This window comes from Levilactobacillus brevis ATCC 14869 = DSM 20054, from assembly GCF_001433855.1.
GTDB lineage: Bacteria > Bacillota > Bacilli > Lactobacillales > Lactobacillaceae > Levilactobacillus > Levilactobacillus brevis.
In genome coordinates this window covers 102,753-114,351 of the sequence record NZ_AZCP01000001.1, presented here as the reverse complement: position 1 = coordinate 114,351, position 11,599 = coordinate 102,753, and the positions used below count along the sequence as shown (strand labels likewise).

The 11,599-nt window shown below is 47.2% G+C and carries 11 protein-coding genes; 3 read left to right on the top strand and 8 right to left on the bottom strand.

All coding sequences use genetic code 11. The features are described from left to right. Positions 1–28: 28 nt before the first annotated feature. From FC61_RS00730 to FC61_RS00720, 3 genes are all read right to left on the bottom strand, one after another. Positions 29–820, bottom strand: coding sequence for a phosphotransferase family protein (locus tag FC61_RS00730; RefSeq protein WP_011668204.1), 792 nt, complete (start codon positions 818–820; stop codon positions 29–31). A 61-nt stretch (positions 821–881) separates the two neighbouring features. After that, entirely contained in the window at positions 882–2,108 is a 1,227-nt protein-coding gene (locus FC61_RS00725; RefSeq protein WP_021740935.1) for an ABC transporter permease, read from the bottom strand. Continuing rightward, a complete protein-coding gene (locus tag FC61_RS00720) occupies positions 2,105–2,839 on the bottom strand; it encodes an ABC transporter ATP-binding protein (RefSeq protein WP_035464041.1) in 735 nt (244 codons plus the stop codon). The genes FC61_RS00725 and FC61_RS00720 overlap by 4 nt, the downstream gene beginning before the upstream one ends. 209 nt (positions 2,840–3,048) lie before the next feature. Between FC61_RS00720 and FC61_RS00715 the strand changes: the two genes are divergently transcribed. The 3 genes from FC61_RS00715 to FC61_RS00705 all read left to right on the top strand — a co-directional run bounded on the left by FC61_RS00715 (position 3,049) and on the right by FC61_RS00705 (position 4,860). Further along, positions 3,049–3,507, top strand: a complete 459-nt coding sequence (locus FC61_RS00715) for an HIT family protein (protein WP_011668207.1) — start codon at positions 3,049–3,051, stop codon at positions 3,505–3,507. 2 nt (positions 3,508–3,509) lie between these two features. After that, a complete protein-coding gene (locus FC61_RS00710; RefSeq protein WP_021740933.1) occupies positions 3,510–3,830 on the top strand; it encodes a hypothetical protein in 321 nt (106 codons plus the stop codon). Between the two features lie 112 nt (positions 3,831–3,942). Continuing rightward, positions 3,943–4,860 carry a peptidylprolyl isomerase PrsA gene (locus FC61_RS00705; protein ID WP_011668209.1) on the top strand — a complete coding sequence of 306 codons (918 nt, stop codon included), beginning with the start codon at positions 3,943–3,945 and terminating at the stop codon, positions 4,858–4,860. A 63-nt stretch (positions 4,861–4,923) separates the two neighbouring features. On the opposite strand, the gene FC61_RS00700 is transcribed toward FC61_RS00705, so the two are convergent. The 5 genes from FC61_RS00700 to FC61_RS12245 form a co-directional block, all read right to left on the bottom strand. Continuing rightward, the gene (locus tag FC61_RS00700; RefSeq protein ID WP_021740932.1) at positions 4,924–5,898 is read right to left on the bottom strand and encodes a 3'-5' exoribonuclease YhaM family protein; all 975 of its coding nucleotides are present in this window, start codon (positions 5,896–5,898) and stop codon (positions 4,924–4,926) included. 12 nt (positions 5,899–5,910) lie between these two features. Beyond that, positions 5,911–8,535: an ATP-binding protein gene (locus tag FC61_RS00695; RefSeq protein WP_021740931.1), complete on the bottom strand. Its 2,625-nt coding sequence runs from the start codon at positions 8,533–8,535 to the stop codon at positions 5,911–5,913. Continuing rightward, positions 8,525–9,739, bottom strand: a complete 1,215-nt coding sequence (locus tag FC61_RS00690) for a metallophosphoesterase family protein (RefSeq protein WP_039107598.1) — start codon at positions 9,737–9,739, stop codon at positions 8,525–8,527. The genes FC61_RS00695 and FC61_RS00690 overlap by 11 nt, the downstream gene beginning before the upstream one ends. An 83-nt stretch (positions 9,740–9,822) precedes the next feature. After that, on the bottom strand, positions 9,823–10,167 hold the full coding sequence (locus FC61_RS00685) for a YlbF family regulator (protein WP_021742190.1): 345 nt from the start codon (positions 10,165–10,167) through the stop codon (positions 9,823–9,825). 91 nt (positions 10,168–10,258) lie between these two features. After that, on the bottom strand, positions 10,259–11,599 hold a 1,341-nt coding region (locus tag FC61_RS12245), incomplete at its 5' end, for a transglycosylase domain-containing protein (protein WP_235803828.1).

Genomic DNA, 11,599 nt, shown 5'->3' with positions numbered 1-11,599 from the left:
TTTGCCCCGCTCCCGCCGCCATTTTGTGTTAATCAGTCACTGACTCACGCGTCAGTTTTTCCAGTAAAATTAAATGTTGATTCATAATTTGGAATCGCTGTTGATGATAACTCTCCGCAATAACCCGCAAGCAATGCACCCGCGCATACCAGTTCACACGGGCAATCAGCTCACTGGTCAGCGTTTCACCATAATCCAACAGCCAACGACGCCATTCTTCTAACGGAACGTACTCACATAACAGTGCACCGAGATCAAAAGCTGGATCAGCGAAAGTTGCGGCATCCCAATCGACTAAGTATAGCCGTTGACGATCAGACAGCAACCAGTTTTTATGATTCAAATCACTATGACAAACTTCATAATGCGCCTTGGTCAGTTGTGGTTGCTCAGTCTCTAGACTAGCAAACGCTGATTGAATCAACGGATGCTGGGCTAAATCCGCGGCTAAGGCCGGGCGTAACTGAGTCAACAACTGGGCGGGCGTGGTAAACCGTCCGCCGACTTTTAATAACATATCATGTAGTAGCTGAGAATGATGCACGCGATGTAATAACCGGGCAACCCGTTGTTCGCGCATCTCTTGTCGATGCAAGGTGCGACCGTTCAACCACTCTTGTGCCGTCATCACATCTCCGGAAGCCAACCGTTTGGTCCAAACCAACCGCGGTGTAATTCCTTCCATTGATAGCGCTGCTAGGAAAGGTGACGCATTTTGTTTTAAGAATACCTTTTGTGACGCTTTGGTTCCCATATATGCCGTTCCTGTATTTCCGCCTAGCGGAAACAAGCTCCAGCCGTCACTAAGATCTAGTGCCATGCGTGCCACCCCTCCTCGATTTGTCAGCTATTATTAATTTTATGGGCAAATGCTCGTGACGTCAAGCTTTATTTTTATCAGCCTTGGCTAACCGCTGTGGGGTATAAACTCGGGCCAAATACCAGACTTCAACGACTTCGACAACCAAGGCAATCCCAGCCGTTTCTAGCTGCCGATTAGCAATCACTAGAACGAGCCATAGCAGTCCCGCAGCTACACTCAAAATCAGCGTGACCAATTTGACAAAGCTCTTCAATCGCCAGGCTGGCAAGATTGGATACACGTGCGTGAAGACCACATCATCGTATTGCTGAAAGAATGGTAACAGTTGAAACCCAATTAAGTAGATGAATAACGCCGCCAAAATAATGGGTAACCACTGACCTTGCACGAAGTATAGTAATAACATGCCAATAATGGTTAGTCGGACGACAAGGCCACTAAACTCCGTCCCCCGCACCATGCCCCGACTGAACAGGTAGAGATAAGTTTGGTTCTGTTGCAGTTTAATCCCCTTAAACAACCAATCCAAATAGTGTCGCCGTTTGATGGTTCCTGCCACCATCGGGACCTCGGTAAATAAATTGAAGAAGCGATAAATACCTAACATTCGGTTATCTTCTAACTTAATCTGTTCACGCCAGCGAATTTGTTGATGTTGCCAGTGTTGATGCAACCATACGGCAACACCAATATCGCTGATTAGAACCAAGCCGACCGCCAAATAGGGTGTCAGCCATAATCCACTAGCAATGACTATTAGGGCCAACAACCATTTAATCGACCAGTGATTCATTCGCCGTTGTCCCGTCACTTGATAAGCACTTGCCAAGTCCAAACGCAATAAGGTGTCCTTCAAGATCACCTGGGCCACCGCTAAACTCAAAATAGCCGCAACTGACCAGTTCAACGCCACACGTAAAAATGGCGATAGAATAAACAGAGCAATTAATTGCGTGCACTGCGCCAATCCTTGACTGTAACGACGAGCAGCCACCAAGTAGGCATGCATCGCCCGTTCTTTGGGCAATAAGAAGACCCGATCGGCATCTTCAACCAACGTTGCCAATCGACCGATTTGACTGACAATTGCGAGAATAATCAGCGCCACGACCGGTGCCCACCACAGACCGGACCGCAGTGTCTTTAACACGTTTGAGTAGCCCAACCCCAAGCCACCTAAGAAGAACAGCAAGGCAAACACAAAGAAATCGTTAAACACTAGCCGCAGATATTTCGCCATTTCCCGGAGATGGCGTTGAAGCCGTGTTTTAAATAGTCCACTCATGAGCGATCAACCTTCGTCATTGACAGGTAAATATCGTTCAGCGATTCCCCCGCTTCCGGAAGAGCGGCCTGTAATTCACTGAGAGTTCCTTCGGTCTTTACTTGCCCATCATGTAGCAGAACGAACCGATCACAATAACGCTGCGCCGTATCCAACACGTGAGTCGACATCAAGATGCTAGCGCCCTGCTGCTTACGACTTTCGATCAGGTGCAAAAGATCGTTGACTGCCAGTGGATCTAGTCCCAAGAAGGGTTCATCGATGATGAAGAGTTTAGCCTGCGTTAAGAAGGCACACACAATCATCACCTTTTGTTTCATCCCCTTAGAAAAGTTGGCTGGGAACCAATCCAACTTATTATCTAAACGGAAGGTCTTTAATAACCCATGTGCGGTCTTCCATGCCACCTGTTGATCAAGATCGTAAGCCATCATGGTCATTTCCAGGTGCTCTCGCAACGTTAATTCCTGATAAAGAACCGGGGTTTCCGGGATATAAGCAATCTGTTGTTTGTAGGCCTGACTATCCTGATCAATCGTCACACCATTTAACGTGATTTTTCCTTTATGTGGTGTCAATAATCCAATCACATGATTAATTGTCGTGGATTTGCCGGCCCCATTCAATCCAATTAGGCCGACGAGTTCTCCGTCCTTAACGTCAAAACTAATGTCTTTTAAGACGGGGATCTGTGAGTAACCACCCACAACATGGCTGACTTCTAAAGCCATCATACATCCCTTCTTTTCCTTTAAGTTAACCGCCCCATTATACCATAGGTCATTGTGGCAAATAAAATTTACACCCAATTGGAGTGTGCCATAATCACAGATGCCACCTAACCTTAAATACCACTTAATCAACGCCAGAGTCACGGTTCATTCTCACTAGTCAGTGGTGTATAATGAACCCAATTGAATCGAAAGAAGGAGTTTTAGTTATGGACAAAATGACCCTTGAGCCCCATTACGCCGATGATTGTGTCTTTTGTAAAATCTTAACCGGCGATATTCCCAGTTACACCGTTTACGAAGACAACATCGTTAAGGCCTTTCTGGACATTTCGCAAGGGACACCGGGGCACACCCTGGTTATCCCTAAGACCCACGTTAAAGACATCTTCGCCTACGATGCTGATTTAGCGGCAGCTGTTTTTTCACGGATTCCTAAGATTGCCCGTGCTGTAAAGGCTGCCGATCCACGAATTGTGGGAATGAATATTTTGAATAACAACGGATCAGTTGCCTATCAATCCGTTTTCCATTCACATATCCATTTGGTTCCCCGCTATACGGATCAAGATGATTTCAAAATGATTTTCAAAGACAATGCCGCTAATTATACGCCAGATGACTATACCGCCATCCAAACTAAAATTAGCGCCCAGTTGGAGGGATAATCATGGGAATTGGCCGTTTTATCATGGGAACAACGCTGGCTGCCGGTGCCGGTCTAGCCGCCTATCTCGTGGCAACCCAACAAGATCCCCGGACTTGGGGGCAACACGTTAAACATCAGGTCCGCGAAACCAGCGATCAAATAACCGCGATTCGTCAATCAACCGACCGAGTTTCTGCTAGCACCCAGCAGCTAACTGCCGCAATTACCGCCGCTGAACCAGTACTAGCCGATATTCAAGGGGCCGTTGATAAGTTCACTTTTAAAATTGCGCCGAGAGTTGCCAATATTGAGGAAATCGTGGCAAAATGGGATCAGAATTAAATTTGAACTTTTTGTAAAGCTTTGCCGACCTTTTTGGGTTCGCGGTTATTTGTGTTATGATGTCTGAGTATGGTGTTTACACCAATTTTGATGAATGGATGTGTTGAGTAATATGAAAAAATGGTTTATCGCGCTCGCTGGCTTGTTACTAACCGTAACGCTTGCCGGTTGTGGCAGCCAAACCGTTGCCACAACTAATGGTGGCAAAATTACCGAAAGTGCCTATTACAGTAGTTTAAAGGGCACGTCTTCTGGTAAGCAAGTTCTGCAACAAATGATCTTAAACAAGGTCTTGGAAAAGCAATACGGTGACAAGGTTAGCAAGTCTGCTGTTACAAAACAATTTGACAAGTACAAGTCACAGTATGGTTCATCATTTAGCAGTGTCTTATCTCAAAGTGGGATGACGCAATCCAGTTTGAAGACGGAAATTCGTTCTAACTTACTGTTGAAGGAAGCCGTTAAGGATAACGTTACGGTAACCGATGCGCAACTCAAGAAGCAATTCAAGAGTTACGAACCTGAAGTCTCCGTTGCCCACATCTTAGTTTCTAAGAAGTCAACCGCTCAGACCATCATTAAAGACTTGAAGAGCACTAAGTCTAGTGACATGACGAGTGAATTCACGAAGTTGGCTAAGAAGTACTCGACTGATACGGCTACCAAGAACAAGGGTGGTAAGTTGAGCAGCTTCGATAGTACCGATACGTCTCTTGATTCAACCTTCAAGAAGGCCGCCTTCAAGCTGAAGACTGGCGAATACACCGCAACGCCTGTTAAGACGCAATACGGTTACCACGTCATCTTGATGTTGAAGAACCCTGGTAAGGGAACGATCAAGGAACACAAGGCTGAATTGACGAAGCAAATCATTGATAACGACATGAACGACAGTACTGTCCTTCACAATGTCGTTGCCAAGGTCTTGAAGAAGGGTAACGTTTCTATCAAGGATAACGACTTAAAGAACATCCTTTCTGATTACCTGTCATCATCAAGTTCTAGTTCCGCTTCATCTTCATCTAAGTAATCTTATTAATCGCCAAAAACGCTCAACGACCAGTATCGTCGTTGAGCGTTTTTGTGTGCCATTCTAATCTTTTGGTGGCTGCGGTGTGTCGCTAGCTGGCCGATAAAACCGGCGACCATCTAACGCAAAAACCCGCTCCGAGAATTCTCCCGGTGTTGTGTGGGCAACCACTGTATCTAACATCATAATCGAGGCATCCAACTCATCTAGCTGATGCAAGACATCCGCTTCCCGCAATGCTGGTCGAACTGGCGAACCATATTCTAACAGACCATGATGACTCAGAATCATATGCCGTAACAGTAAGACATCTTCCGCTTGTGGGTCCAGCTTCAAGGCATCACACGCCCGCACCAGTTCCCCATCAATCAAAACAATATGCCCAACTAAATTGCCGGCTAAGGTGTACGTTGTCGATTGTGGGCCCGATAGTTCAATCGTTTTTCCTAAATCATGAAGAATGGCACCGGCGTACAACAATGGCGCGTTGAGATCCGGATATTGTGCGGTTACTGCGTGCGCCAATTTCAGAATTGAAATGGTGTGAAACGCTAAGCCGCCCTGAAACGCATGATGATTACTCTTGGCCGCCGGAAAGGTGTAGAATCGCTCAGCATACTCACTCAATAGCTTTCGCACCAACCGATTCCAGGTTGGCTGGGTAATCTCAAACACGGTTTGGGTCAGATAATCCTCCATATCCGCCCGACTCATCGGCGCATGTTCAATGAAGGCTTGGGGGTCATTGGGCTCTCCGGCATGGGTTACCCGTAAGTGCATAATTTTAATTTGGGGATGCGTTTGGTAATTCTCCCGCTTTCCCTGAATGTGCACCACACGCCCCGCAACATAGTTGGCAATGTCTTCTGGTGAGGCATCCCAGTATTTACCCGAAATCTCACCGGATTGATCTTCAAATACTAAAGCAATATACTGCTTACCGTTTTTGGCTGTGCGTACGTCAGCAGACTTTAATAGTGCAAATGCATCGACTGCCTCGTCCACGTCGTAATCTAGTAATTGTTTTCCTACTGCCATTGAAAATTCCTCCTAGTCACTTAGTTGACTCACTCGTCCTGTTGCCAATTGAATCACAGTTGTATCCGCCGTTAATAAGATCACTTGAATTTTATGGCTAATTTCTGCTAACAGCGCATAGGCAGCCTGCCGGCGACGCTCGTCAAAGTTGACAAAGCCATCATCAATGATTAATGGCATCGCCACTTGCTGCTGCATGACAACCGCAAAGGCTAATTTCACTGCTAAATCTAATTGTTCAGCCGTTCCTCGTGACAACTGGCTAACCGTTCGCCACTCCCCCGTTTGTTTTTGCACCTGTAATGTCGTTGACGTCAATTCAATTTTAGTATACCGGTTTTCCGTTAATTTACCATAGAATTCACTAGCTTGCGCTATAATTTGCGGCAGTCGATCGCCGGAGGCAGCAGCCAACGTCGTTTCAATCCACTGACTCGCCAACCGATCGACTAACCACTTTTCAGTAGTCGTCTGCATCTCTGTCACCAAGTTTTGCCGGCGTTGTCGCAACGTGGCTTGCGTACCACTGGTTGTAAGGTGTGCGAGCTGTCCGGCTAACGTTGCAAGGCGTTCTGTACAATGATCCAACTGTGCCTGCACTGTCTGCTGTTTTGCTTGCGCTTGTTGTAATTGTGCTTGTAAGGCTGCTAAATCAGACACCTGTTGCAGCGCGGCCAAATTCTCGGGCCCCAATTGAGCTGCCAGCGCGGCCTGCTGTTTAGCTTGACTGGCCCGTTCTCGTTGAACCTGATAACGGTCATAGAAATCATCAACTTGCTGCAAATTTCGTGTCCTCAAGAACGTTGTCACTTGTTGTTGTGCCGACGTCACAGCGGCCTGATCATGAGTTAATCGCGTAGCAATTGTCGCCAGCTCGCTTTCTTGGGACTTCAGCGATGTCTTCAACCGGACAATCGTTGCTAACTGTTGCCACAACGTTGCATCGTCACTTGTTGCTAGCTTAGGCAATACTGTCGCCAGTTGTTGACGAAAATCCGTCACTTTTTGCGCAACGGTCGCCAACTGGGTATCCGTTGTTTCTAGTTGCTGGGTCAACCGTTCCCATTCACCAATTGCCGCTTGCGTAGCCGACCACTGTTCAACTGGCACGTGTCCTAACCCATGTGCGGTCCCAATCACATCCAACTGATTGGTCAAATCATCAATTAACCGGCCTTTCTCTCGCAATTGTGCTTGACTATCCCGAATATCATCGGTCAGTGCCTGCAACTGCCGACTTGCCGGTGTGCTACTATCCACTAAAAAAACACCATAATAACCAACCGCCACACCCAGTAGTGCGCCCACCAGCTTGAACATCGCGCCAGGTAAAAACATGGCGCCAATTAGTACGGCTAAGCCAATGGTCAGCCAAACAACTTGCTTATCCGCTAGGGGGTTAGTCGCATGAGCCTTTGCTGGCTGCAATTGCTGATACCGCTCATTAAGCTGATTCAAGGTTTGCTGTAACTGACGTCGTTGTTGATTTGCACTGGTTAATCGTTGCTGCAATTGGTCAATCTGTTGCGTCGTTGCCAAAGAAAACGCCCGCGGCATTTGACCATCTTGCGCAAACTGCGCCTCGATTTCAGTCGCCCGTCGCTGTAACTCGGCCCGGGTCGTTTTCAAAGCCGTTTGTTGTTGGCTCGCCAGTTGCACGTCTGGTAACTCGGTCAGTAAGGGGTCCACTTGGGCGGCTACGGGCAAGTATTCTTGAAAAAACTCTGGGAGTTCTGCTGCTTGCTGGGCCGTGGCTATACGTTGCTGGTCCTCAGTTAATGCCTGCTTAGCCGCCGTTAACTGACCTCGAAGCTGTTCTAGTTGTGTCGCATCCGTCGTCGAAAAACCGCTGACAGCCGCCTGCTGGTTCTGGGCTAACCGTTGCCAAGCCACATACGTTGACCATTGAGAGACGCGCTGCGTCAAAGTAGTTGTTACTCGCCGCTGTTGTTGGAGCTGCGTCTGCAAATCTGCTTGCTGCCGCTGACGTTGTTGTTGTTCCTGTCGTAATTGCCAATACGTCTCATAAGCCGCATTGGCCTTATCCAACTTATCAGTTAGTTCCTGATAAGTCCTTAGCTGTTGATTCAACTGGGGATTACGCCCTTGCGGCTTGTATAATGTATCGGCTTGCTTATCCATTTGCTGCGCCCGTTGTAACCAATAGTCACTTCCAACCGCGCCAACGTGACGTAGCCGTTCAATTAAAGCTTGCTTAGATGCCGAGAACACCTGGCCAAGCCGAGGTTCATTGATCACATAAACTTGGGTGAATAAAAGCTGATCCATCGGTGTTAACAGCTTAGGTAATTGGGTTGCCGGCAGTGTCAGATCGGTCGTATCATCATGTAAGGTGGCCGTCCCACCATGCGGCCCTGCCGTTCGGCTAACCGTATACTGCGTTTTTGCTTGGACAAAGGTCAGTGCACCACCAAACAGACTACCATCTAACGGCTCATACCGTAATTCAGGATGCTTCTTGGTGGGGAATCCAAATAAAATGGCGACAATAAATTGGGTTAGCGTTGACTTACCGGCCTCGTTAGGCCCGACAAGATAGTTTAACCCGGCATCCAACGTAAAGGTCCGATCATGAAAATGACCAAACCCATAAATCGTCAAGGTTTTAAGATACATCCGAATCCGCCTTCCCCATTAAAGTAGCTATTTGCCGTTCTGTCAGCCGTTTTAAGTCAGTCTGCGTCTGTGATTGCTCAAACCACTCGGCCAAGGCTGGCTCCTGAGCCAACTTACCAAATAGATCACGCAAGTTTTCCGGTGTGAAGACGGTAGCGGCCCCAGCTTCCCAATATTGTTGATCCAATTGTGGTGCTGTCAGAGTTGATTCTGGCAACGCCACGTTTAATCGAATGAAGTAGCGCTGATGTTCCTTTAAAAGTCGCGCGTGGGTTCGCTGGTACAGAGCCAACCAATCGGTCTCTAGATCATGTAGATCCGTTGGCACCAATTGTGGCGCCTGAATGGACAACGCCGTCAGTGTGGGTAAAGTAGTCGCGTGGGTGGTCACCCACTGAGTTAACGCTTGACCCACTGCCGGTAAATCGGCGGCCGACGTTGTCATAACCTCTGGAATATCCCAACCAATTACGGTCGTCTCAAAAAAATGCGGGACTAAGGCCGTGCCATCACTTTCCACCAAGTATGCGCCTTTGGCTCCCGTTTCATTAATCGATCGGCCTTGCGTGTTTCCCGCATAAACAACGGGCGGTTGTGTGTTTAATATCTGGTGCTGGTGAATATGCCCCAAAGCCCAATAGTCATACCGCTTACTCAGTAAGTCAGCCCGTGTAAACGGCGCATAGTGATCCTGACTTCCAGATTTGATAGCGCCATGTAACAGGCCAAGATGCCAATCAGTCGCCGCACGATTGGGAAACGCCGCCAATGGATTGGCTTCGACCCAGCGTTGCGGATAGCTAAAACCACTTAGGGCAACCGTTTCACCGGCAGCGGTTGTCAGCGTTTTGGTTTCAACCGTCACTCCAAATACGTGTACATTTTCAGGGTAAGCAATGGGCTGGTGTTGATCAGCCAAGAAATCATGGTTCCCAAAAATAACAAATACGGGAATATTCGCTAACCGCAAACGATCAAATTGTTCAAATAAATAAGCCTGCGCCGCAACACTCTGTTCTGAACGATCGAATAAATCTCCGACCAGGACAACAAAATCAACGTGCTCACTAATCGCCCGGTCAAAAACCTTCGTTGCCGCGGCAAAAGTTGACTGACGAATGACTGTTAATAAACTATTGGGCAAATTGGTCAGTCCCAGAAAGGGACTATCCAAATGTAAATCTGCCGCATGAATAAATTTCATCCCAATCACTTGACCTTTCTGTGATTAAAAAAAGTCGACCTAACCACCCAAATGAGCAGCCACGCCGACAATCTCTACTTAACCTAACCCGCGTAAATATCTTGGATTGGTTGCGTAATGGTCTGGTTCAGTTGATTCAACAAAGCATTAACGCCGCGTTCTGCATCCATTAACGTCTTAACGGCTTCAATCTTAGCGACTTGGTCAGCCACGTCGCGCGCACGGCTCATTTCGTCATCCGTCACTTGTTGCCCAGCTATTTGCTTCTGTTGTAGATCCATTTGAATTTGCTGGAAACGTTTGAACAACTTATAAGTTGCGTCGTCTTCCTTCATTGTCGCAAACGCTGCCTTGAGCGCTTTAAATTCATCCGTTTCTTGTAACGCTTGGGTCATTTGTTCCCCCAAAGCTTGCATCTTATCAGCCATTATGGTTCCTCCTCAGTGGGCCCATGACCCAGTTAACTTACATTTTCCATTGTACCATGCTTTGGCAGCTCACCCTAGAGGGGATTCACAGCTATTCCACAATTGACTTAGCCTTATTCCACCAAGATTTAACTGTATCTGCCGCATTGTTAAATTGCTTACCCGCATTATTAATACCGTTTTGCACAGAGTCCCAGATGTCGCCACTTGACGAACTTCCACTACTCTTGGCATTAGCGATGGTTGAGGCGTCCTTTGTGTTGAAGGCTGTTCCCTTCGTATTTGGCAAAATACCTTCCATTTCGGCTTTATAAAGTGGTCCTTCACCCGTACCACTAACGTTTTCCAAATGGTGTTTACTACTTGTGCTGTCGAAACCTTCCCAAGTGGTAACCACGATATCCGGTGTATAACCAACGATCCACTTATCTCGTGTAGCGTCAGAATCACCATCCGCCTCGGTACTACCAGTCTTACCAGCAATGGTATATCCATACGGTTTCGCACTCGTTCCCGTCCCGTAATTGAAGACACCCATCATCATACTGGTCATCTGCTTAGCTGTCTTACTAGACATGACCTTAGTTTTCTTAGCCTCAGTTTGCGTATTATCAACGACCACATTACCAGACGCATCCACAATCTTCCGAATGTAATGAGCCGATGTCATCGTTCCTTCGTTGGCAAATGCCGTATAGGCTTGGGCTAATTGCTGTGGTGACACCCCTGTCTTCAACCCACCTAAGGCCAAAGCCAAGTTTTTATCTGATTTAGTTACTGGTAGCCCAAACTTCTTCACAGAGTCATAGCCCTTATCGACACCAATCTTGTTCAGCAACCACACAGCTGGCGCATTTTTACTCTGGGCCAACGCCTCATACATCGGTATCTGACCGCTATACTGATTCCCATAATTGTGCGGCGTATAATCATTCGTCCCATATGATTTTTTCTTATCCGTAAGCTCAGAATCGTAGTAATAACCATTCTCCAAAGCTGGCGTATAGACAGCCAGTGGCTTAATCGTCGACCCGGGCTGACGCCGCATTTGATTAGCCCGGTTATAACCCCGGAAAACATGTTTACCACGTCCACCAACCACGGCTTCCACCCCACCAGTTGTCGGATCGATAGCAATCGAAGCCGCTTGGACCTTAGTCCCATCACTGGCGTTTGCCGGGAAGTAGCTCGGATTTTTAAAGAGCATCTGCATCTGCGTCTGATTGGCCTGATCAAGCGTTGTATAGATTTTATACCCCTTATTCATAATCTCTGATTCGGTTAACCCATACTTATTGACTGCTTCATTAATCACCGCGTCAAAGAAATAAGGATATTTGTAAGAATTTTTGTAGCTATAGCTATCATTCGTCGTAATGGCAGTTGCCTGGTATTGCTTGGCTTGTGCTTGCGTAATAGCCCCGGTTTCTGC